This window comes from Lysinibacillus sp. CTST325 (genome assembly GCF_054665055.1).
Map to the genome: position 1 here is coordinate 68,736 of NZ_BAAFHO010000007.1, position 22,120 is coordinate 90,855.

Sequence of the window (22,120 nt, forward strand, 5' to 3'; positions counted from 1 at the left end):
GAATTCAGGAGAAAATACTGTTATTAGTTAATAAGTTAGATTCCCAACAGTAGACCCCTTTGAATTATCTATCTTAGGCAGAGAGAAACTTATATATCCTAAAAATAGTATTGAATCATCAGACTCTCTATCTACTCGAGCCCCTAAAATACTTTAACTACAACAATCTATTCCTTGCCCTATTCCAGTATGATAATAATCGATATAGAAATTAAATATTTGTTTATAGGTGAAAATATACTATAAAGTGAAGCTTGAATCAGTGGGATTTCTTCATCTTCACTGTAGAAATTCGTGAAGACCATTAAGGCAAATGTGAGCACAAAAAAAGACATTTGGAATATGGCTACTCCAAATGCCCTTGGTCACATGCGTAGACCCCCTATAGGCCAGTCTTGCAATTATTATATTATTTTATTGTCTCTCTTTATTTGCAACTAATAAATAATCGAGTGCACTCATTCTAGTAAGCTTATGAGTAAATTTTATAGCATCTGCTTGAGAGTCGAACATAAAGTTTTCGAGTTCGTCTGTTGGTATATATTGATCAGCGATTTTTCGTTTTAATTTTCGTACAGATAAAGTGTGTGAATCCTCTTCATATAAAATAATAGCACCCACATTTCGATAAAGCGTCTGGTCAATCGTTGCGACAACTTTCACATTTGATCCTTTAAATTCTGTTAAATCTATCTGCATGTATTTACCAACCTCCTCTAAACTTACATTCTATCTCCCTATATAATTGTCCTTCTTTTTCAGTAGCATTTTCTGGATATTTAATCCAAAAAGACTCTGCTCTAAAGGTTCATCACCATAAGGTGTGGCTGATTTCCGTTCCAATCAACTTATTCACATGACATACGTTTTTGCAAAATGCTACCCCAACTTTCGATGATAGACCTAATTTTACCAGAAACTCTAGCCATCACCATGACGTGATTTCTGTTCCGACCAGCGCTTTCCTGGGGGCGTCCGATGAGCCACTCTTGACTATGAGTTGTTGTGAGCCGATTTCAGTCCTAGCTCAGCCTCATGTGAAACTGGCGCTCTTTTTAGAGAGAAAAATGCACAGCCTAGCGCACATAAAACTAAAATGACACCGAAGCTAGATAAATGCATAGCAGATCCTGTAACAGTAAACATAGCTCCACCAACAGCTGAACCTATAGATATACCGATTTGTAATGCAGCCGTATTTAAGCTTTGTTGAATATCAGATGTTTTTGGATCAGTTTGTATTAAATAATTTTGTAATGGAGGTGTAAGAGCCCAGCTAAGTGCACCCCATAAAATTGTTACGACTAAAAAGAGTGGTAACGCGACAATCGTGTAAGGAATACTAAATAATACAACGGCGAAGGTAGATACAATCAATAGAATGGCTTTACCAGTACCAATTTTGTCACCTAGCCAACCACCTAGAGCATTCCCACTGACAGACGCTATTCCGAAGATTAGATAGCAAATACTAATCCATGAGGCACTCATATCAAATGCTTCTACTAAAAATGGTGTTAAATATGCGTAAAGCATATAATGACCAGCCAGCATAAATAGTGTTGTTAATTGTGCACTTAAGATTTTTAAATTGGCTAATGATTTAATTTGAGCCTTTAATGGAACAACTTCTACAACAGGCATTTTTTCAAGTAGTAACGCAATAAGAATCATAGATACAGTTGAAAGAAGCGCTATTCCTAAGAACACAGCTCGCCATCCAAATGCTTCAGCCACAAATATCCCCATTGGCACACCGATGACAAGTGCAGAACTGACACCTACGAAAACAAGCCCTAAAGCTTTTGCACGATGTCTTGGTTCAACAATTTTTGTTGTAATCGTTAAGGATAAAACGATGACCAATGCAGTACTCATCGCTGTGAAAATTCTAGCAATCATGACGATCGTGAATGTCGTACTAAAATACGTCATCAGATTACCTAAAGTAAAAATAAATAAAGAAATAAGATAAAGGCGCTTCCTTTCCACTTTTGCGGTTAATGATAAAAGGACAGGCGCAGATATTGCATAGACAAGAGCAAATATTGTAATTAATTGTCCTGCAGTTGCTAAGGACACATTTAAATCCTCTGCAATTGTTGGTAATATACCACCTACAATTAATTCCACCAATCCTACCGCAAAGGTAGTAACGGCAAGAATATACACTCTCCAATTCATAATAATCACCCTTCTATAACGCTTTCATTTTTGTAGAGAGAATAAAAGAAAAAAATCCTGACTACAAAAATAAAGCAAAATTTTTGTAGTCAGGATTTTATGGTTCCTGGTAGAGACCCTCAATCCATATCATTGAGGTTATACAGATCAAATATTTACGTTAGCTATAGTAGCATATTGAATTTTGCATGACAACATTTATTTCATAAAATCGGTTCACTATATCACTTTCGATCAATGAAATGCAAACGCTTACCGAATAATAAATCATTTCAAAAGAGAGAAATTTTAGATTTTACTTATATTTTTTTAGGTTTGACCATACATACTAATATAACAGAACATTGCGAGGTGATTGTTTGCGTATATTAGGTTTAGTATGCTATTTTTTATTGTTGTTTTATGGTGTAGAACCAGTAATAGAAGAGCTCTCAATCGATAAACAAGCAATCATTTCTCCTAGTCTCAGCAAACAGCAAATCCCCATAAAAGAAACTGTTGAAAATTCAACAGTTTGTGTCTATTACCCCACTTATAAAGTTTGTAAAGCATTATCAGCGAACTAAAAAAGTGAAAAAAAGAGGCAACTCAGGCGGAGGGCACTGAAAAAGTCTATATCTTCTCACATTGCGAGGTATTCAACGATTTAATCGTTGAATACCTCGCCTTTTTCATTTGGCACTGTGACTCTACTGTTGTTTTCCGAAGCATTCCGCTCGCTTTCCGCGGGCGAGCGCCGAGCCTCCTCCTTCGCTTCGTGCGGGGTCTCGTCTGTCTCGCTTTCCCGCAGGAGTCGAGCGATGCTTCTCCAAACAACGCAATGTATCACACTATTTTTTTAGTCACGCTTTTCTTTATAATAAAAGAATTAATGTTCAGGTGGTGCCCCCGATGATTTCAAATCAAGAAACCCTTCATTTAAGTCCATATATGGCAATCTACGATATTGTTGTGCCAAAAGATAATATACTTCGCCAAATCAATGAACTTGTTGATTTTTCATTCATTTTAGAAGAGTTAAAAACAAAATATTGTGTAGACAATGGACGTAATGCCATTCCTCCAATTCGTATGTTTAAGTACTTATTATTAAAAGTCGGATACGCATGCCGAACAAGAGGCATTTCAAAATACGGAAGCATTTAAGCAATTAGCCGCAAATCGCTACAAAGTAGAAGCGAAGAATAGTGAATTAAAAAACAGACACGGGTACGATACGGCATCGACTGCGGGTCTATTTGGCATGGAAATTCAAGGTGCTACAACGATATTCGCTGTCAATTTAAAACGGAAGTACTAAACGAAAATGAATAAGGAATAGAGACAGAAATAAGGCACTTCCTGTTCAAAATTGAACAAGAAGTGCCTTATCTTTATCTGAAAAAGGTTCGCTTTTATGAAAACGTAAATTTTTCAGTGCCCTCCTCAAGCGCTGCCTCTTTTTTCACTAAAAATCCTAATTTATTTTATTTTGGACCGATATGGAAACGACTAAACGGATATATTGTTAATTTAGCTTCACCATAGATGGCATCTTTAGAAATTAAACCATAGTGGCGGCTATCGGAACTTTTCAAACGGTTGTCCCCCAGTACAAAATACATATCCTCAGGAACCTTTTTTTCTTTTAATAATTGCTCTAACGTGAAATTCTCTGTAATACGTAATTGATTAGGATCATCTGTTTGACGATTCACATAAGCTTCTTTATAAGCTTTGCCATTTACATACAAAACATCGTCTTTCATTTCAACTGTATCACCTGGCAGGCCAATCACTCGTTTAATATACAGTTCATCTTCTGTTGGTGATTGAAAAACAATTTGATCAAAGCGTTCAATTTTGCTCATTTTACTTACAATAATAATATCTTTGTCATGATAAGTTGGGTACATAGAAGCCCCTTGCACTTTAATCGGTGCAAATAAAAATTGCTTACAGCCTAAAACGACTATAGCTGTAATCACAATAATTTTAAGATAAGATATTAATTCTTTTTTGAAACTTGTTTTCTCTTCTTGCATGCTCATTCCCCGATACTGTTTTTTTATAGTATAACATTTTCTACAGTATATTGACGAATTAATCACATAAATTGTTCCAAGTTCACCAAAATGACTCATCAGCATAACGTGAGGTTGATTTCTGTTCCAACTAGACGCTTTCCCACAGGCGTCGTTAGATCCACTTCTCTTGAGCTCCAGGGTCTCATCTATGATGCTGCAGTCCATGTGAAAAGGAAACGCTTAGGTCAAACAGAAAACGGATCAGGTCAACCCAAGATTGCTTAGGCCCAAAAGAAACTAATCCGGTCAGTCCAAAATCCGCTTATACGTATTAACAAATGCCATCTTAACTTTTGGTGAGAGCCACAAAAATAGACAAAGTTACTTTATAACTTTGCCTAGATGCATCCTATTCTTTTGTTTTTCGAGTATGAATGGTTACTTTGTGTAGTAGAGTGATGCTGCTATTAAACAAGTCTATTGTTAAAACAATACCCGCACGTAAAGCAACTGCTAATAAAATTGTGCCTATAATCATCACAATCACTCCCTCAACCATTTCTAATAAAATTATACGTCAATTTTCCGATTTTTCAAATATCTAACCCAAAAAATCAAATATGCCCCGGCATATGCGTACGGAATCGGCTTTGTGCTTAGGCCTACATGAAGCCATACACGATGTCGATCATTCCGGTAATGCCACAGGACGCGACGTACTTAGACTGAGTTCCTCTATTTCAGCGTGTTTGGACACCTGCTGAAAAAAGTAAAAAAACCATTCAACTAGGCATGCACCCTACCTGAATGATTTTTTTATTTTTTACATGAAAATTTTTAAACACCATAGTTGTAAATGTCGCATAGCTGAACTGACTCGACTTTTTTGAACCTTACGCTTAGGCACATAGCTTTGCATGCAATTATTTAGAGCTGTATACCTAAGCACCTGGGTCCTCCCATTCATTGTTCTCCCTCCCTTCATTGTCAAAAGATTTACAGCTATCATACTCAAGTTGTCACTCCTAAGCATTTATTGCAAACTGGCTTTTAATTCCGATTTTATTTTTTCTAGCTCTGTCTCTTCAGGGATGAAATACCATATGTGGTCAATCTTTTTGCCATTTCCCTCTTTAAATGATAACTGATCAATATTACCATCCATTTTTTTATAAATACTTTGTAATTGGATTAAGTCCTTCATTGTAAAATTCATACGGACATTGTCTCCTACTACATCAAGCATATCTGTAGCCTTTAATAATATAGAAGACGTCGAAGAGGCTTTTTTCAGAACCGCTTCAATAATTTGACGTTGTCGAATTTGACGACCAAAATCACCACGGGGATCTTCATAACGAATACGTGAAAAAATCAGTGCCTTATCACCGTCTAAAGTGATCTCACCCTTCGGATAATGGTAGGAGTTATAAGTTAAATCCATGTCGTTATCAATTGTTACTCCACCAATCGTGTCGATAATTTGCAGGAAGCCCTCCATATTAATAAACACATAATAATCAATTGGTATATTTAAAAAATGCTCTACCGTATTCACCGCCATTGGAACGCCCCCAAATGCATAGGCATGGTTGATTTTATCGACGGAATTATGTCCAATAATTTCTGTACGAGTATCTCGAGGTATGCTGAGCATCTTCATCGTGTGTTTTTCAGGATTCACGGTAATGACTATCATCGTGTCTGAACGGCCACTATCATTTTTACGTTCATCCACTCCAAGCATTAACACAGAAAACGGGTCTTTTTTCGTAACTATTTTTTGTTCCTTATCTTCATCACCTGTCGTTTCAAGTAATGGTGTATTTATTTTATTCATCGTTTTTTGGATTGTATAATAAGCAGTACCTATAAAAATTAAAAAAATTGTTAATAAACTACCTACTATCCATAGCCAAATTTTCTTCTTGCTCTTTTTTTCCTTAGAGCGTTTCATATTTTTTTCCATACATAAGTCCTCTCTTGCAAAAAAATTTACCCCTCTTTTTGACGTTTTAAGTTGGAAAAAAGTTAATATGGTCTAATTATATGCATATTGGACGAAAAAAAGACGTACACTAGTATTTACTAAATGCACGACATTCTATTCCTTTATTTGTAAATACCCCTCATTTATTTAGTGTCAGCTAACTTTATGACAAAAAATCTTATTTGATTCCACTATGTTTTATTTTTTCTATCCGTTATTCAACTAACGAAGCATGTTAGTTTAAGAGTGTTGTTTAACTTGTGTTCAACAATCAGGCCAGATTGTTTATCAAGGACTGACACTATCCAATTGTATATAAGGCTGGCCCATAGGATATTTAGTTAACTTCTCAAATTCTTTGTCTGAGATATGTTGATGAGAATAAGATAAAACAGTATCGTGGAATGAACAGTCAGTTATAGAGAACACTAATATGAGGTGTTGTCTTATGAAAAAAGTTCTTATATTAATTATTGCCATTTCTCTTTTTGCCACTTTATCAAAAACTAAAGCAATGATAAATGAATATGAGGAAATTACAAAATCTGATAAAGCAGATGTTACCCTCTATGCTAAAAGGATGAATGGAGTATATATAGATTTTAAAATTGTTTTTCAAGGTGGTGTCCTTAAAAGACCTTATTGGATCAATACAACAAGTCCTACATGGTCACCTCAAATTATCGATGAGGACATCAATAAAGATGGAAAAAATGAGTTAATCATCATTTTGACCAAGGGTACTGGTACTGGAATATTAGAACGAGAAGTTCACGTTTTCCATATCCATAATCAAAGAATAAAAAAGGAGCTTGTTGAAGTGCTTGTTGATGACCCGATTGCAATAGTGATAAAAAACGTAAAGACTGAGTTATTACCTAACAAAGCCACTATTAGTATTGGAAAAAAGAAATTTACAATTAATATCAAACCTTTAAAAATTGAACCTGATCATTTATTTCCTGATATATACTTTGGCAATCTTATCAACTTTGAAATAAATGACAAACAACTTATTGCAAAAATTGGGGGTCAAATTTCTCCAGCAGGTGGGAGTATTGGGGATATTCAAATTACGTACATGTTTAAGGATAAAATGTATCAAGCAAAATCAATTGAATTTAATCCAAATGAATAATGTATTGTTAAATTAACAGGTGCGTTTCTATAATAAATTGAAACGCTTTTTTACTAACGGCGCAGGATAGTTAAAGAACATTTAGGGTACGTTACTTCTAAAAAGGAGTAACGTACATGAAAAATCTATTCTTAATTAGTTTGTATACGTTTATATTTTCTTTCAGTCTTTCCATGTTATTAGGAAATGCTGTTTATTCACAAACTACATCTTCAGAAAAAATTGAATATTTATATCCTGCAAATAAGGAAAAAATTTTTGATGAAACAGTAGATGAATTTTACCAGGCATTAAGAGACTTAAAGTATCCTATTCATCAGGAGTTTTATCAAAGATATAAGCAGAGGCCAAAGCAACAGCAACAGCAAAGAGATTTGGATACTGTACTTTTTAAAGAAATGCCTGATGAATCTGTAAATATTAGAAAAAAATTATTGTTTAATGAGGTAGAAGGATTAAATTATATAACTATTGATGGAAATATTCTTCGTCCCTACCCTGATATAGATATTAACTACCATCAGACTGTTAGCCCTGATCGACAAGTTTATTTCTTTTATTCCTTTAAAGACACAGACAAAGAATTTAGAGGTAGATATGCAATTTATGATGTTGAAACAAAAGAAATGGTAGCAGGTGGAGGTACTTATATGCCAAAGCTCAATCTTACAAGGAACACTTACGATAATGAAGGATAAATTAAGGTAAAATAGCAAAAAGATTGTGTTCGTCTTGTTCAACTAAAGCTCCCCGCTAATTGAATAACTGAATATAATCATTTGTTTGGTATTGTGTAAAGTGTTTACAGATTTGATTTTGATTAGGTATGAAACGTTAACAAATTAGGTTAACTGTTACTTCTGAGGTGATGAAGGAAGCATAACAGAAGAGCTTGTGTGTTTTTACGCACAAGCCCTTAGATTGATGTGCGATGGCGTATTGTGCGGATTGTCGAAAAGTCGAGAATAGTCTTATTTATACATCTCTAATTAATAAATCTGAAATAATAGGTATTTCACCAATTTCTCTAGCCCAAATTGATAATTGTCCAATATTTTGAAACTACAGGAAAGTTTGTAGGCGTGAGAAAGCAGATATTGTTTTTATTGCTTAAAAGTTGATAATAGCCCTCTTTTTGAATTGAATAAACCTGCTTTTTTAGCTTCATAAGAAAAGTTGACTTCCGTAGCTGTATCTCAAACTCATGCCTTCATTAGCGGAATAATGGTAGCGCTTTTATTAGCTAACTAAGTTAAAACTATAGATATGAAAGTTGTAATCCTACTCCAACTTCTCCTAAATAAGCAACTGTCGAAAGGGCTATTTTAGAGTGTAAATCTGTACAATGGCAAGCATGAAGCTTAGTAGGTTTAAGATCTTTTATATAACGAACTGTATTATCTAACTGCTCTTTCGTCGGATTTAATAGGTGAAATCCTCCAATAATATCAACTATTCTCTCTTCCTGACATACCTCTTTGGCATATTCAATAATGTTACATATCCCAGAATGTGCACATCCAACGATAATAACTAACCCTTCTGAAGATTTATAAACGATTGCTGTGTCATCCAAAACGAAGTCGTTAACACTCCCTTGATCTGTCACAACTTGCCCTATAGAATCTTTTCCTTCAAAATCAAATATTCTTTTAATTTCCCCTAGAAATACTAGTCGATCTGTTAGCCATAATGGTTCTTTAGTTAATCGGACCGGAAAGTGTCTACTTAACTTTTCATGAGATAAAATACTCCCTATCTCTCCTACAGAATCAAATAGTTTAGTGTTAAAAACCAATGGATGTCCAATAATCTTAGGAGTATTGTGTAGGATTTCTTCATTTTTTGCTTCCATATGTAGTCTAATTAAATGCGTCAGTCCCCATGTATGGTCCACATGCCCATGCGACAAAACAACATAATCGAGATTTCTTAAATCAATTCTCATTTTATCTGCATTCTTTATAAAGACATCAGAATATCCGGTATCAAAAAGGAAACGTTTATCATCTTCTTCAATAAAAAAAGAAAGCCCAGGTTCCCCTAAAAAATAGCGATCAATTAAAGTATTATTATCTACTAAAATGGTTAATTTCATATAATATCCCCCTTTTTTGTTAATTATAACAAAACAGAGTGATGTGTGATCTTTATGGTTAATCTTTTTCTAGAACAATGCAAATCATAAATATTGAACTAACCTACACCGTTAATAAATAAAAGCTGAACTAATACAAAAATTAGTTCAGCTTAAAAATAGCTTATTGTTTTGTAGAATAGCTTTTTTCATCATCACAAAAGCGAACTACCGAGATGTTTACTTTTATCGTCTTTGCACATACGCATTCAAGCAATTAAGCTTACATTTCATTTGCAAACTGTTTGACGATTTCATCAATAGTCGGGATAGCTGAAGTTTTATTGGCCTGTGTCAAAATACTAAAGATATACCACTTGCCACTTTTTCCTTTTACATAACCACTCAAAGAATATGTTCCAGAAATATAGCCTGTTTTAGCAGATACACTATAGCCCTTCATACGATTTTCTAAAGTTGCACCAACAAGACTGCCTTTTCTTCCTGCATGCGGTAATGCATCTAAATATGAGTTATACCAGGATTTACTTCGAACTTTATATAATAAAAGACTTTCTTGCATACTATTAACTCGATTTCGATGACTTAAACCTGAACCGTCTTCAAAATCCCACTGATCCATAGTAAGCCCATTATCACTACCATATGTACGAATTGCTTGGATGCCAGCCGACCAGCTTCCTTCCCCGAGTAGCTCTCGTCCAAGTTGTTTTGTCAACATATCACCCATGCCATTAATGCTTAACTTTAAATATTTAAAGTTAATCTCAGTTAATGGCTTTGAATACGAAATACCTACTCGCTGTGCATTTTCAGGTACCTTCCCAGTTTCAAGAGGCATTGTTTGGATACCTTTTGCTACTAATTTTTCCCGAAATACATCGAGTGTATATAAAGTTGGATTAAAGACAGTTACATATGTACTTTTCTGTGAACCTGCTGGTAAGTTACCCGTTACAATGATTCGATCTGTACCATATTCTCTTGTCATTTTCACAGTACTTTTCTCGCCCTTTTTAACAATTTTTGTTTTGTTAACAATCGGGATAGTACTTGCAAACGGTACAAGCTGTACATTAGCTGTAGTGCCAACCTTTGAGCCCGTCACTTTCACTTGCACATTTGCAATATCATATTGATCATTTGGCGAAATCGTTAACGCTGAAATACGTGAAGCATAAGGTTGATCCTCTTCTTGAGGTACAATACCCTTCGGTAAGCGATCTGCATCAAACCAAGTATCATCCCCGATTAAAGAACCCGTAATTTTAGAGATACCCATTTTTTTCAGGCCATTGGCGAATGACTCTAAATGACTAGGTAAAAGCGTTGGATCTCCCCCACCCTGTAAATAAATATTACCGTAAAGTACACCATCTTCAATTGATCCATCGACATATGTCTTCGTAGCAAAGCGATAATCAGGTCCTAATAAATCCAATGCAGCGGCACTAACTAAAAGCTTGTGCGTAGAAGCAGGACGTATCATTTTTTCACCATTATTATTGTAGAGCACATTACCTGTTTCTACATCTCGTACAGTAATGCTGTACTCGTTGTTCTTCCAATTTTTCGCAATAATGCTATTCACTTTTGTTGTCATCATTTGCTCACTAGCACCTGCCTTCTCAACAAAGATGATGGTCGAGTAACAGACCATTAAAATCATTATTAAAAATTTAATTTTCTTTTTCATAGACCCTCCAATTGGCAAATTTCTACTTTTCATGGTTTTATTCTACGGAAAAAATTAGCATTTTACAATAAAACACTTTTTTATTTTACAAAAGATAATCTGTCATCTTTTTTATTCGACAAGAATAAACTGTATTAGCTAGCTAAGTCATTTCGGGAAAGGAGTTGTTTATGAATGGGTGCTAAATGGATAAAGATTTCAGTTTTATATTTAGTGATTGTTATGGCCTTTGGACTGTTTATGCATTATACAATTCAACTCGAATGGAAGTCGACGCATGCACATATTGGTGTAGTAGGTTGGCTAACAACTGGTTTTATCGGCTTACTTTATTCCGTATATAAAGATGCCGCCGAGACAGGATTAGCCAAAGCACAATTTTGGTTTTACAATATCGGATTGCCATTCCTCTTAGTCGGTATGATGATGGTTTATATAGATGTACCACGCTGGTTATTTGAACTCTTTGTATCTGGTGGCGGTATCGCAGTGGCCATTTCAGTGCTGTTCTTTGTTGTCAATGTCTTTAAAAATGTAAAATCTTGAATAGAAAGCCCCACTTTTCATAAAGTGGGGCTTCATTTATACCATTCTCTAAATAAATTATTGCAATGAATTCGCCTGCATTTGATACATTTTTTCGTAAATGCCGCCCTGTGCTAATAGCTCATCATGTGTACCACGCTCAACAATCTTACCTCGATCTAAAACAAGAATACGATCTGCATTTTTAATAGTAGAAAGTCGGTGAGCGATAATGAATGTTGTACGTCCTTTTTTCAGCACATCCATCGCATGCTGAATAATCTCCTCTGTTTCCGTATCTATATTAGAAGTAGCCTCATCTAAAATTAAAATAGCCGGGTCAAAGGCAAGCGCACGTGCAAAGGAAATTAACTGGCGCTGTCCAGATGACAGTGTGCTCCCCTTCTCAATAACAGGCTCATCATAGCCATTTGGTAAGTTCGCTAAAACACGTTCACCACCAACAGCCTTTAATGAGGTTTCTATTTTTTCTCGTGAAATTTTTGGATTATTCAGGCTGACGTTCGAAGCAATAGTACCTGTAAATAAGTATGGATCCTGTAGAACAATACCCATATGTTCACGCATTGTTTGACGTGGAACAGAAGTGATATCAATTCCATCAATCGTAATTTTCCCTTTAGATGGATCATAGAAACGGAACAATAAGTTCATAATAGAACTTTTCCCAGATCCTGTATGTCCTACTAAAGCAATGGTTTCACCTTGGTGCGCTTCAAATGAAAGATTTTTCAATACGTATTCATCATTTTTATAAGCAAAGGAAACATCTTCGAACACCACATTTCCTTTATATCTAGGTAAACTTTTTTCAGATACTGGCTCCCCGTTAATATCTAACACCTCAAAGACACGCTTTCCAGCAACAAGTGAGCGCTCAAGCTGAGAAAATTGATTGACGATATTCGTGATTGGATTAAATAATCGCGTTAAATAATCAACAAAGGCATATAATGTCCCCGCAGAAATAACTTCCGTTGCCGTAAATGACTGTGTGCCAAAGTAGAAAATAAAGATCGTAAACATAAGAAGTCTCAATGTATTAACAAGGTTAAAGGATGTTGCAGAATCAAGGAAAAGCAGCTTGCGTTCATATGCATAATGCTCATTATTCATGTCATCAAATTCCTTCGTCATTTGCTGTTCACGACGGAATGCTTGAATAATCGTCATCCCTTGAATCGATTCATTAATCATTGCGTTAATATCGGCAATTTTCGTTCTAATAACATCATTATATTTCGAAGCAACTTTACGGTATAAAATCATCCATAAATAAACGACTGGTACCATAGCCAATGCTAGGCACGCCATTTTCCAATTTAAAATAAAGAGTGCGATATAAACACCCACAATAGAAATTAAACTCGTAACGAAGTTTGAAAGTACTTGAACATATAAATTACGAACAGCCTCAGTATCATTCGTGACACGGGCTACAATTTTCCCTGCTGGTAAATTATCGAAGTATTGAATTGGTAATGTTTGAATATGCTCAAATACATCCTTACGTAATTTTTGTACAACACGGTTGGCACCCATTTGTAAATAGATATACATAAAATAGCGTAAAACAGCTGTAGCTATTGCTAAAAGTAAATAGACAACTAGTAGCCAAGTAATTGGTTTTAATTCAATGTAGCCAATTGTCATGTAATTATCAATGATATGCTTCGCAATAAATGGCCCAACAAGCTCCGTAAAGACGGCGATTGTTAAGAAAAATAGTCCAAGTAGTATCGGTTTTTTAAAATACATTGCATAGCGTGTTAAACGTTGACTCGTACTCATGAGGCACCTCCTTCTAGCTGCTGACGGTCAAATTGCTCTTTATACCATCCTTGTTGTGAAAGAAGCTGCTCATGTGTCCCCTGCTCTACAATTTGGCCTTCATCTAGCACGATAATTAAATCGGCGTGCTGAATTCCTGATAAACGATGCGTTGTAATAATTGTCGTTTTATCTTGTCGTTCTCGCTGAATATTCTCAATAATTCTTGCCTCTGTTTTGGCGTCTACAGCAGAAAGCGAGTCATCAAGCATTAAAATTTCAGGGTCTTTAATAAGAGCACGCGCAATTGAAACACGTTGCTTTTGACCACCTGAAAGAGATACACCCTTTTCACCAACAAGTGTTTCTAAGCCCATTGGTAAATTTTTTAAATCCTTTTCAAAGTATGCTGCACGAACCGCCTGCTGCAATTCAGACTGTGTAGCATCTTCTTTCCCAAATAAAATATTTTCACGAATGGTACGTGAGAATAGAACATGATCCTGTGGAACATAACCAATCCAGTCGAGTAACTGCTCCTTCGTTTGTGAAGTAATATCGACTCCATCAATCGATAGCTGACCCTCGCCAATTGGATACTCACGTAATAATTGTCGTAGGAAGGTCGTTTTACCCGCTCCTGTTTTACCAACAATCCCAAGTGTTTGACCCTTTTTCAACGACAGCGAAATTTCCTGGAGGTTTTTCACCTGACTCATCGGATATTGAAATGTTAAATCATCAAAGCCAATCGCATTCGGTGTCGCGATCGTTCGTGGATTCGCAATATTCCGAACATCCGCCTCGTAGTTTAGCGTTTCTTGTACACGATCAAGAGAAGCGTTACCTTGCTGCATGACATTGATAAGTTCCCCAATTGCAAATATTGGCCAAACTGCTAGCCCCAAGTAAACATTGAACGTTACAAGCTGCCCAACTGTCATAGCCTCTGTTGCTACTAAATGAGCACCATAGCCAAGCGCTACAACATAACTAATCCCAGTACCGACTTTTGTAATCGGTCCGAATAAGGCGTTAATTTTTGCGGTATGCATATTTTTTTCATAGACAATCTCGCTCATTTCCGCAAAATTTGATTCGTCCTTTTTTTCTTGTACGTATGCCCGTACAACTCGCACACCTGCAACCGACTCTAGAACACTATCATTCAGCTCTCCAAAAGCATCCTGCGCTTTCATATAGCGTTCATGCACAATTTTCCCTAAATATTGAATAAGGATGGCCATGATCGGCACTGGCAGCATTGCAAAAAAAGTAAGCTTCCACGAAATCATAAAACCCATAGCAAAAATAATAAAGCCCATATAAATTGTGGAATCAATGAGTGTCATAATCCCAAAGCCAGCCGTCAACGACACTGCGTTTAAATCATTCGTCGCACGTGCCATTAAATCTCCGGTACGGTTTTTCTCATAAAACGTTGGTGTCATACGCAAAAAATGCTGCATAAGATTTCGACGTAAAATTTTCTCGAGGTTAATAGCCCCTTCAAATAATCTGAATTGCCACACAAAATTAAGGACATAACCCCCAATCATGATACACACAAAAATCAAAATATACTTCGTTAAAAGAGCTGGTGTCATTTCGCCAGCAGTCAATATATCAATAATTGACCCTAGTAAATACGGTGGAACAACTTCTAAGCCACTCGCAATCATTAATAGCGTAACGGCTACTGTATATTGCTTCCAGTATTTTTTAAAAAACCAGCTTAATTTACTTAAAACATCAAACATACGTTATAACCTTCTTTCTCTAGTGCTGTTAAAGCTGTGCTACCCACTATCCAGAAATACCTTGATGAAAATCATTTTTTGTACTTTGTTTCGCATACACATGCACTCCTTTTTCATGATCACTACAACCCTTTTTTGCAACAAAAAAGACACATACCCAAAAAAGAGCATGTGTCTCTTCATAAAAGGCCAGGAGTTACCCATGCCCTTTATTTGCATCGCAAAATAAAAAAGTTAGAAGACATGGACAATGTATGCAGTTGTGCTTTGATATGATACTGGTAAAATTAACATCGTCATGCCCTCCTTTACTTAATTGTTATAGTGTTCTTGAAGATTATCACACTTTAGAAATATTTGTCAACTAACTCGTTGTTATTTTTTACGTTTTTCAGGAAATAATTAACGCTTTAAAGCAGTGAATCGCTAAAATTACAATCTAGGAATAAATTAAACGGGGTACCTTAAATACTAGTATTGACTTTCACGCTGCGTAAACCTTTATGGTTAGTTTGTATGAACCTAAAGGAGGAAAGAAACATGAATGAATTTTATCAAATGCCCTTATTCGTAAAGCTAAAAGTAAGAAATATTGAAAAGTCAAAGGAATGGTATGCAAACATAATCAATTATGCCTCATAATTAAGGTTAAAAAGAATCAAGTTCTATTTACGATGAAGGAAATAAAATCGGTAAGTAGTATCCTTGATTCCTACAAATAGACAATACGATTGATATGTTAAATAGTTGATCTTTATTACTACTCCAACGCAGTTAAACAAAATAATAGAAACTGTCTTTATTTACAAGAAGAGTGAAAGTCAACAATCTTCTATTTTTTAATTAAAACGTGTTATTGAATCATTGCTGGAAGACTCTATCGAACAAAGCTAGTTTGATAGGGTCCAAACTAATTTATCGGAACATTTTTTGGATTTATCGGAATAATCCTATGGTTTATCGGAACAATTTATTGATTTATCGGAACAATTCCAAGGTTTATCGCCCTAATTTTTAAATTTATCTACCAACTTTTTAAATTTATCTACCAACTTCTTTTATTTATCTACCAACTTTTTAAATTTATCTACCAACTTTAATTTATCACCCAACATTTTTAATTTATCGCCCATCTTCCCAATAAAATCAAAGAATAGCTAACTCCTGCGAGTTTTCCATTAAGGGTGTGAAAATGACGCCCACCTTTGCTCACTCCAACATCCATCGGTGCAAGCTGAATATAAGAGACACGAACGCCAAACTGAAACATCGTTTACTGTTTTGAATTTTACAGTGTGCTTCTAAAGGCATCAGGTCTATTACTATAATAATTATTATTTAGTAATTTATTATTTAGTAATTTATTATTAATTAGTAGTGACGGTTTTTCCGTTAGCGGGTTTTCCGTCAATGGAGTAACCGTTATCGGATTTTCAGTCGGCGGTGTAATAGTATTTGAATACTAAAGAGTTTCTCGATCAGAACTACTGAGATTAATGCCTCCTTGTTAGTTATATACATATTAAGAGATGATATATGGACATTAACTACGAAGTATTGTGGCAGGAACTATAAGAATCTTAGCCGACGATATAATAAAAAAAATCATGTCATTTTAAATTTTGAATCCATATAACTATAGAAATATATCTAAAGTGTGGATCTCATGATACACTTTTTAATATAGACATTTTAGTAAGGAGTCTTTACGTTGAAATCATTTTTAGCTGTTGGAATTGGCGGATTTTTGGGTGCCATCTGTCGATATAGCCTTGGTCTAGCACTTTCAAATAACGGTGGTTTTCCATTTGCGACACTTTGTATAAACATAATTGGTTGCTTTTGTTTAGCATGGCTATTTACAACGTTTACAAAGCGTACGCCTATAATTTTAGGAATTGGTACTGGCTTTTTTGGTGCCTTTACAACCTTTTCGACATTCTCTTTAGAAACGCTATTACTTTTGCAGGATAGTAAATGGCTACAAGTGGTTATTTATATTTTAGGGAGTGTTTTTGGCGGTTTAGCTTCTGCATGGCTAGGATTTAAGGTAGCAAAGGGGCGCATCGTATGATAATTATTGGTATCGGTGGCTTTTTGGGTGCACTAACAAGATTTTATCTAGGAAAATTGATTGTCCATACATACCCATGGGCAACATTTTTTATTAATATAACGGGTTCTTTTGCGCTTGGCTTTCTATTTGCATTACATCCAACTGATTGGATTTGGCATTTTATAGGGCTTGGTTTTTTAGGAGCCTATACGACCTTTTCAACATTTGGTTTTGAATGTTTGCAGCTCTTTGAGCAGAAAAAATGGAGACAAGCGATTGTTTATATAGGCACTACAGTTTTATTCGGTTTACTTTTCGCTGCTCTTGGTTTTTACCTTGTGTAGCAGCATTTTTGAAAAACTTGAGGTGATTTTTTGACACAGCCATCCATTGAACAATTACAAGCACTCGAAGCTGAAATTGAACAAACACTATATACTTTAATCGACCTAGAACTAGAAGAAAACTTTCCAGAAATGAATACACGCTTTGCACAATTACTTGCAAAGGTACAGGCTGCACAGCTAATTGATTATAAGCTTGACGTCCTCGTCGATCCTCAAGCATTTGCAACAGAAACATGTACTCTACTACAAAGTTTAAAAGAGGCAAAGGCTAGACCACAAAAAAGACAACGCCTCCTAACACATCGTATGATTTTAAAAATATGGCTACGTAAAAATCAACGCTTTATGACGGAATTTTTACCACAAATGTTTTAGGCGCCTCTCAAGGGCGCCTTCTTTTTTCCCCTTTGAACAGCAGAACCAAAAATACGCTTTAATCCTCTTACTTGTTCAATTCCCTTAATTTATATAGCTTTTTAATCAAGCTTGATTAAAAATATGTTGCAAAAATCGACTTTTTATTATAATATTTATTATTGTGAAAAAAAATAATATATTTGCTTCTTATCAAGAGAGATGGAGGGACTGGCCCGATGAAATCTCGGCAGCGGAACTTATGATGTAAGTTACTGTGCCAAATCCAGCAGGCAAAGGCTTGGTAGATAAGAGGAGTGTTTTATAGATATAAGGCCTCTTCTTGTTCTTACAAGAAGTGGCCTTTTTTTCGTAAAAAAGAATGGACAATAGACGTGTCCAATTTTATTTTTTGGAGGTAGACATGAAGAAAAAGAATCCATGGGCGCTGATCCCATTTGTTGTTTTTTTGATTTTATTTATTGGCTCAGGGGTTATTACAGGTGATTTTTACGCATTCCCTGTCATTGTAGCCATTTCCATTTCAGGCGCTGTAGCTCTGGCGATGAATCGAAAAGAATCGTTTGCGAAAAAGGTTGATATTTTTTGCAAAGGCGCAGGAAATTTAAATGTCATGCTGATGGTTGTTATTTTTCTCTTGGCTGGGGCCTTTTCAGCTGTAGCAAAAGGCATGGGGGCAGTGGAATCCACTGTTAACTTTGCTTTATCGGTCGTTCCACCAAACTTGCTTGTCGTAGGCTTGTTCATCATTGCCTGCTTTATCTCCCTATCAATGGGTACATCGGTGGGGACGATTGTTGCACTGGCGCCAATCGGAGTTGGGATAAGCGAGCATATCGACCTTTCCATGGCTTTAGTAATGGCAGCGATTGTTGGCGGTTCGATGTTTGGCGATAATTTATCCTTTATTTCAGATACAACAATTACTGCCGTTCGTTCACAAGGCGCACAAATGAAGGATAAATTCAAGGTGAATTTTTGGATTGTGTTGCCGGCAGCTATTGTGACGAGCATTATTTTAGGGGTTATCACAATGGGTGAGACGGCACAAGTTGAACATTTAAGCTATAGTTGGGTAAAAATTGTTCCCTATGTTTTGGTTATTATTTTAGCGTTAGCTGGAATGAATGTTTTCCTTGTTCTGGCATCTGGGATTGTTCTCGCCGGGGCTGTTGGCCTAGCGGATGGCAGCTATCATTTAATGAGTCTTTTTCAAAAGATTGGCGAAGGAATGTCAGGCATGTATGAAATGGCATTTCTTGCGATATTAATAGCTGGAATGGTGGAAGTTATTAAGTTTAACGGAGGAATTGATTTTCTACTTCACCTTGCAACACGAAGAATTAAATCGAAAAAAGGTGCTGAATTTGGCATTGCTGGCCTAGTGGGCTTAACTAATTTGTCTACGGCCAATAATACGATTGCTATTTTAATTGCTGGTCCGCTTGCAAAAAATATTGCTGAACAATATGGGATTGAGCCAAGAAAGTCCGCAAGTATATTAGATATTTTCTCCTGTACGATTCAAGGCATTCTACCATACGGGGCCCAATTCCTAGCAGCCGCAAGCGTAGCAGGAATATCACCTGTGAGCATGCTACAATACTCTTTCTATCCAATTCTTATAGGAATCTGTGGAATCATCGCTATCCTGATCGGATACCCAGCAAAAAAGACAGCCTAAACTTCATCACTTAAATTGATTGTACATTAAAATAATTCAATCGTTTTGAAAAAAGACTAATCAAAACGATTGGATTTTTTTTGAAGCAAGTCTGCAAGCTCGCTATGAACAACTGCGTTAATTAACTGATTTGAACCGCCGTATACCGAACCGTACTTACAGTGGTGTGAGAGGCACCTTCTCCTACTCCATGAACTGATTCCGGACCGAATCTTCCACAACCATTAATAAAGTTAATATTCTTGTTCGGTTGAACCGATATTGTTTTAGCATATATTCGGAATTTCTAAGAAGTTGATGTAAAATAATTGGTAAGAAGAAAAAAGGAGCTCTTGATGAATGAGTACAGCATATAAATCTTTAATAATTGCAGTAATTGTTGGTCTCTTTATTTATATGGTTGAAGATTTTCATTTGAACTTTATCTGGATATTTTTATTGTTATTAGGCCTTGTTACTATAACGAATTCAATAATAGATAGACTATTTAAAGCGAGATGACAAAAATCACATTTAACAAGGTGTGTCTTTTTATTTGAATTGAGGAAGGCGAATTCTTTCGGAAAACTCATTAAAAGTTACAATTCAGTCACGAGCAAAGTTTGAATTATAAGTATCAGGGTAAGGTCCTGATATGCGCAAAGCGAAAATTTGTTGGAAGGGTTAACCTTCCCAAAAACAAAATCATTCTTTGATCTATAAGAAAAGATTGGATTGTCATTACACAAAATTATTGACTGTCCCTCGATTAAATAATACCAAATACAGGATAAAACTCCCTTCACAAATCTTATCATCGATAAAATAAAAATAATCTACTATTATTTCTTATTGAAAAAATAGTAGATTCTCATATTTTATACTATAAGTTATATGAAGCCTGCACCTCAACTATTTGATGTTTGTATCCACTCACTTAATTGTCATGTTTACCTCCCCCATTCATGGCGTCATCATATGGTGTATAGCTCATAGTAGGTACTTTCTTTTTCACAAAAACGCGATATATGGTACGAACCAAAATGCTTGAAAAAATCAGACTTACAATAAGCGTTACGCTATTCCCAATATTCATTCCATCCTATCCTTTCTCAACGAGTAGTAAGTTATAGTTTTCCTACTTTGCAAATGTACTACCAATTAATGTAGGCAACTGTACTATTATATTGTCATTAAATATTGGACATGCCCAGATTGTAAATATAACGATCTAAAACACCCTGAATTTTAAAAGCAATTAGATATCTATATTCTACATATAATACTTCGACATTAAGTAAGTTTTCCCTGTGATTCAGTGTTCGTAGCACTACGATTTCGCACATAAAACATCATGTTGGACCAAGCGGCTCATCGAACGCCCTAGTTGAAACGGAAATCACCCCCTCATTTTGGCGAACGCCCACATTTTATTTAATAGCATAATTTCATTGACATACAAATTTTCAACAACATAAAAAAACAGCTAATAAGCTTCAGCTGTTCGTTCTTTATATATGCTTTGATTTTAATCGTAGTTTTTTCCACATATGATAGTAAACTCCACCAGAAGTCATCACTGCTGGAACAGTAAAAACAAAGGAATATGTAAATCCTTGCTCTGCAATGTGATGAATTGTCCCAGTGGTAAATGTCATAAATACCCACAAAACCATCGTTAAAGCAAGAGCAATGGATGCTACTAGGTTTACAGGCTTTGCAAGACGCGCTAATTTATCAATAGAAGACTCAGCGTCACTATAAATGGGTGTAGTTTCTGGAGCTGCCTTAAAAATATGCATATCTGCACTTGAACAAACATGTGTCCAGCCACCGCAAGCAAATAGCTCAAAATACTCCTCTTCTTCATCCTTCGGTAATTTACGATAATCAATACTAAAAATGACGTTTTCTGGTTCACCTTTCTCTAGCCCATAGCCAGCACATCGAAATCTTTTTAAATGCCACCCTTTTGCCGCTTTTTCACTTAATTTTTTCATATCGCGTTCCTCAGAAAAAGCTAAACCATATGATGCCATATATCTCTTATTTCGCACTATTTTTGCCCCCTTTGTAGTCCCTGCTCTGCCAACTGAATCATGACCTTTCTTCTTTCAATATCTTCGAGCAATATTTCTCGACCTTTATCCGTTAAGACATAGACCTTTCTCCGAGAATCCGAATCATCATGTAGCTGAATAAGTTGTTCAGCTAATAGTTTTTTAATAATTGTATAAAGAGATGCTGGGCCAACTACGAAAGTACCCTTTGTTGTCTCCTCTATTAAACTCATGACTGCATAGCCATGTCGAGGCTCCGTTAAGGCAGCCATAATATAAAAAACAGAATCTGTTAACTGCTCTAATGATTTCATTGTCTACACCTCCAATATATCACAAAACGATATATCATAAAATAATATATCATTTTATGATATATAGAGCAACTCTATAAAAAATCCCCTCACAAGTCGTTACTTGGAGGGGGTAAA

General features: G+C 35.6%; 19 protein-coding genes, 2 pseudogenes and 2 riboswitches. Of the genes and pseudogenes, 9 read left to right on the plus strand and 12 right to left on the minus strand.

Annotated elements, in window-relative coordinates; all coding sequences use genetic code 11:
- Positions 1 to 414: 414 nt before the first annotated feature.
- Both ACYQ73_RS16550 and ACYQ73_RS16555 read right to left on the minus strand, forming a co-directional pair.
- Positions 415 to 699 carry a hypothetical protein gene (locus tag ACYQ73_RS16550; protein ID WP_460013502.1) on the minus strand — a complete coding sequence of 95 codons (285 nt, stop codon included), beginning with the start codon at positions 697 to 699 and terminating at the stop codon, positions 415 to 417.
- 294 nt (positions 700 to 993) lie between these two features.
- Positions 994 to 2,184 carry an MFS transporter gene (locus ACYQ73_RS16555; RefSeq protein WP_460013503.1) on the minus strand — a complete coding sequence of 397 codons (1,191 nt, stop codon included), beginning with the start codon at positions 2,182 to 2,184 and terminating at the stop codon, positions 994 to 996.
- Positions 2,185 to 2,250: 66 nt separating this feature from the next.
- A riboswitch (purine riboswitch) is annotated at positions 2,251 to 2,350 on the minus strand.
- A gap of 725 nt (positions 2,351 to 3,075) precedes the next feature.
- Here ACYQ73_RS16555 and ACYQ73_RS16560 point away from each other — a divergent pair.
- Positions 3,076 to 3,288 (plus strand): annotated as a pseudogene (locus ACYQ73_RS16560) (IS5/IS1182 family transposase); the annotation flags it as partial.
- A pseudogene (locus ACYQ73_RS16565) lies at positions 3,278 to 3,484 on the plus strand (transposase); the annotation flags it as partial. The pseudogenes ACYQ73_RS16560 and ACYQ73_RS16565, both read left to right, overlap by 11 nt.
- A 166-nt stretch (positions 3,485 to 3,650) precedes the next feature.
- On the opposite strand, the gene lepB reads toward ACYQ73_RS16565, so the two are convergent.
- The 3 genes from lepB to ACYQ73_RS16580 all read right to left on the minus strand — a co-directional run bounded on the left by lepB (position 3,651) and on the right by ACYQ73_RS16580 (position 6,159).
- On the minus strand, positions 3,651 to 4,208 hold the full coding sequence (lepB, locus tag ACYQ73_RS16570; protein WP_460013504.1) for a signal peptidase I: 558 nt from the start codon (positions 4,206 to 4,208) through the stop codon (positions 3,651 to 3,653).
- A 391-nt stretch (positions 4,209 to 4,599) separates the two neighbouring features.
- Entirely contained in the window at positions 4,600 to 4,728 is a 129-nt protein-coding gene (locus tag ACYQ73_RS16575) for a hypothetical protein (RefSeq protein WP_460013505.1), read from the minus strand.
- A gap of 495 nt (positions 4,729 to 5,223) precedes the next feature.
- Positions 5,224 to 6,159: an LCP family glycopolymer transferase gene (locus ACYQ73_RS16580; protein ID WP_460013506.1), complete on the minus strand. Its 936-nt coding sequence runs from the start codon at positions 6,157 to 6,159 to the stop codon at positions 5,224 to 5,226.
- 469 nt (positions 6,160 to 6,628) lie between these two features.
- Here ACYQ73_RS16580 and ACYQ73_RS16585 point away from each other — a divergent pair, with 469 nt between their 5' ends.
- Complete coding sequence (locus ACYQ73_RS16585; RefSeq protein WP_460013646.1) at positions 6,629 to 7,318, plus strand: hypothetical protein; 690 nt, start codon at positions 6,629 to 6,631, stop codon at positions 7,316 to 7,318.
- Between the two features lie 116 nt (positions 7,319 to 7,434).
- A complete protein-coding gene (locus ACYQ73_RS16590) occupies positions 7,435 to 8,016 on the plus strand; it encodes a hypothetical protein (protein ID WP_460013507.1) in 582 nt (193 codons plus the stop codon).
- Positions 8,017 to 8,576: 560 nt separating this feature from the next.
- Here the strand turns inward: ACYQ73_RS16590 and ACYQ73_RS16595 are convergent.
- Both ACYQ73_RS16595 and dacB read right to left on the minus strand, forming a co-directional pair.
- The gene (locus tag ACYQ73_RS16595; RefSeq protein ID WP_460013508.1) at positions 8,577 to 9,416 is read right to left on the minus strand and encodes an MBL fold metallo-hydrolase; all 840 of its coding nucleotides are present in this window, start codon (positions 9,414 to 9,416) and stop codon (positions 8,577 to 8,579) included.
- A 262-nt stretch (positions 9,417 to 9,678) separates the two neighbouring features.
- Entirely contained in the window at positions 9,679 to 11,112 is a 1,434-nt protein-coding gene (gene dacB / locus ACYQ73_RS16600; protein ID WP_460013509.1) for a D-alanyl-D-alanine carboxypeptidase/D-alanyl-D-alanine endopeptidase, read from the minus strand.
- Between the two features lie 174 nt (positions 11,113 to 11,286).
- Between dacB and ACYQ73_RS16605 the strand changes: the two genes are divergently transcribed.
- Positions 11,287 to 11,658, plus strand: a complete 372-nt coding sequence (locus ACYQ73_RS16605) for a hypothetical protein (protein ID WP_460013510.1) — start codon at positions 11,287 to 11,289, stop codon at positions 11,656 to 11,658.
- A 57-nt stretch (positions 11,659 to 11,715) separates the two neighbouring features.
- On the opposite strand, the gene ACYQ73_RS16610 is transcribed toward ACYQ73_RS16605, so the two are convergent.
- Together ACYQ73_RS16610 and ACYQ73_RS16615 are read right to left on the minus strand one after the other, a co-directional pair.
- Positions 11,716 to 13,449 carry an ABC transporter ATP-binding protein gene (locus ACYQ73_RS16610; protein ID WP_460013511.1) on the minus strand — a complete coding sequence of 578 codons (1,734 nt, stop codon included), beginning with the start codon at positions 13,447 to 13,449 and terminating at the stop codon, positions 11,716 to 11,718.
- Positions 13,446 to 15,188 carry an ABC transporter ATP-binding protein gene (locus tag ACYQ73_RS16615; RefSeq protein WP_460013512.1) on the minus strand — a complete coding sequence of 581 codons (1,743 nt, stop codon included), beginning with the start codon at positions 15,186 to 15,188 and terminating at the stop codon, positions 13,446 to 13,448. Before ACYQ73_RS16615 ends, ACYQ73_RS16610 begins: the two co-directional genes overlap by 4 nt.
- A 1,711-nt stretch (positions 15,189 to 16,899) precedes the next feature.
- Here ACYQ73_RS16615 and crcB point away from each other — a divergent pair.
- From crcB to ACYQ73_RS16635, 4 genes are all read left to right on the plus strand, one after another.
- Positions 16,900 to 17,262 (plus strand): fluoride efflux transporter CrcB, encoded by a 363-nt coding sequence (gene crcB / locus ACYQ73_RS16620; protein ID WP_460013513.1) that lies wholly within the window; start codon positions 16,900 to 16,902, stop codon positions 17,260 to 17,262.
- Complete coding sequence (locus ACYQ73_RS16625) at positions 17,259 to 17,588, plus strand: fluoride efflux transporter FluC (RefSeq protein ID WP_460013514.1); 330 nt, start codon at positions 17,259 to 17,261, stop codon at positions 17,586 to 17,588. The genes crcB and ACYQ73_RS16625 overlap by 4 nt, the downstream gene beginning before the upstream one ends.
- Positions 17,589 to 17,618: 30 nt before the next feature.
- Positions 17,619 to 17,966 (plus strand): hypothetical protein, encoded by a 348-nt coding sequence (locus ACYQ73_RS16630; protein WP_460013515.1) that lies wholly within the window; start codon positions 17,619 to 17,621, stop codon positions 17,964 to 17,966.
- Positions 17,967 to 18,152: 186 nt separating this feature from the next.
- Positions 18,153 to 18,260, plus strand: a riboswitch (SAM riboswitch).
- A gap of 109 nt (positions 18,261 to 18,369) precedes the next feature.
- Positions 18,370 to 19,650 carry a Na+/H+ antiporter NhaC family protein gene (locus tag ACYQ73_RS16635; RefSeq protein ID WP_460013516.1) on the plus strand — a complete coding sequence of 427 codons (1,281 nt, stop codon included), beginning with the start codon at positions 18,370 to 18,372 and terminating at the stop codon, positions 19,648 to 19,650.
- Between the two features lie 916 nt (positions 19,651 to 20,566).
- Here the strand turns inward: ACYQ73_RS16635 and ACYQ73_RS16640 are convergent.
- From ACYQ73_RS16640 to ACYQ73_RS16650, 3 genes are all read right to left on the minus strand, one after another.
- On the minus strand, positions 20,567 to 20,725 hold the full coding sequence (locus tag ACYQ73_RS16640) for a DUF3951 domain-containing protein (protein WP_460013517.1): 159 nt from the start codon (positions 20,723 to 20,725) through the stop codon (positions 20,567 to 20,569).
- 415 nt (positions 20,726 to 21,140) lie between these two features.
- On the minus strand, positions 21,141 to 21,686 hold the full coding sequence (locus tag ACYQ73_RS16645) for a DUF2812 domain-containing protein (RefSeq protein ID WP_460013518.1): 546 nt from the start codon (positions 21,684 to 21,686) through the stop codon (positions 21,141 to 21,143).
- Positions 21,686 to 22,003 (minus strand): PadR family transcriptional regulator, encoded by a 318-nt coding sequence (locus ACYQ73_RS16650; RefSeq protein ID WP_460013519.1) that lies wholly within the window; start codon positions 22,001 to 22,003, stop codon positions 21,686 to 21,688. Before ACYQ73_RS16650 ends, ACYQ73_RS16645 begins: the two co-directional genes overlap by 1 nt.
- Between the last annotated feature and the right edge of the window lie 117 nt (positions 22,004 to 22,120).

Excerpts from the sequence above, each read along its gene's own strand:
- ACYQ73_RS16550 (WP_460013502.1), bottom strand. The coding sequence starts at position 699 with ATGCAGATAGATTTAACAGAATTTAAAGGATCAAATGTGAAAGTTGTC.
- ACYQ73_RS16555 (WP_460013503.1), bottom strand. The coding sequence starts at position 2,184 with ATGAATTGGAGAGTGTATATTCTTGCCGTTACTACCTTTGCGGTAGGA.
- lepB (WP_460013504.1), bottom strand. The coding sequence starts at position 4,208 with ATGCAAGAAGAGAAAACAAGTTTCAAAAAAGAATTAATATCTTATCTT.
- ACYQ73_RS16575 (WP_460013505.1), bottom strand. The coding sequence starts at position 4,728 with ATGATTATAGGCACAATTTTATTAGCAGTTGCTTTACGTGCGGGTATT.
- ACYQ73_RS16580 (WP_460013506.1), bottom strand. The coding sequence starts at position 6,159 with ATGGAAAAAAATATGAAACGCTCTAAGGAAAAAAAGAGCAAGAAGAAA.
- ACYQ73_RS16585 (WP_460013646.1), top strand. The coding sequence starts at position 6,629 with ATGAAAAAAGTTCTTATATTAATTATTGCCATTTCTCTTTTTGCCACT.
- ACYQ73_RS16590 (WP_460013507.1), top strand. The coding sequence starts at position 7,435 with ATGAAAAATCTATTCTTAATTAGTTTGTATACGTTTATATTTTCTTTC.
- ACYQ73_RS16595 (WP_460013508.1), bottom strand. The coding sequence starts at position 9,416 with ATGAAATTAACCATTTTAGTAGATAATAATACTTTAATTGATCGCTAT.
- dacB (WP_460013509.1), bottom strand. The coding sequence starts at position 11,112 with ATGAAAAAGAAAATTAAATTTTTAATAATGATTTTAATGGTCTGTTAC.
- ACYQ73_RS16605 (WP_460013510.1), top strand. The coding sequence starts at position 11,287 with ATGGGTGCTAAATGGATAAAGATTTCAGTTTTATATTTAGTGATTGTT.
- ACYQ73_RS16610 (WP_460013511.1), bottom strand. The coding sequence starts at position 13,449 with ATGAGTACGAGTCAACGTTTAACACGCTATGCAATGTATTTTAAAAAA.
- ACYQ73_RS16615 (WP_460013512.1), bottom strand. The coding sequence starts at position 15,188 with ATGTTTGATGTTTTAAGTAAATTAAGCTGGTTTTTTAAAAAATACTGG.
- ACYQ73_RS16625 (WP_460013514.1), top strand. The coding sequence starts at position 17,259 with ATGATAATTATTGGTATCGGTGGCTTTTTGGGTGCACTAACAAGATTT.
- ACYQ73_RS16635 (WP_460013516.1), top strand. The coding sequence starts at position 18,370 with ATGAAGAAAAAGAATCCATGGGCGCTGATCCCATTTGTTGTTTTTTTG.
- ACYQ73_RS16640 (WP_460013517.1), bottom strand. The coding sequence starts at position 20,725 with ATGAATATTGGGAATAGCGTAACGCTTATTGTAAGTCTGATTTTTTCA.
- ACYQ73_RS16650 (WP_460013519.1), bottom strand. The coding sequence starts at position 22,003 with ATGAAATCATTAGAGCAGTTAACAGATTCTGTTTTTTATATTATGGCT.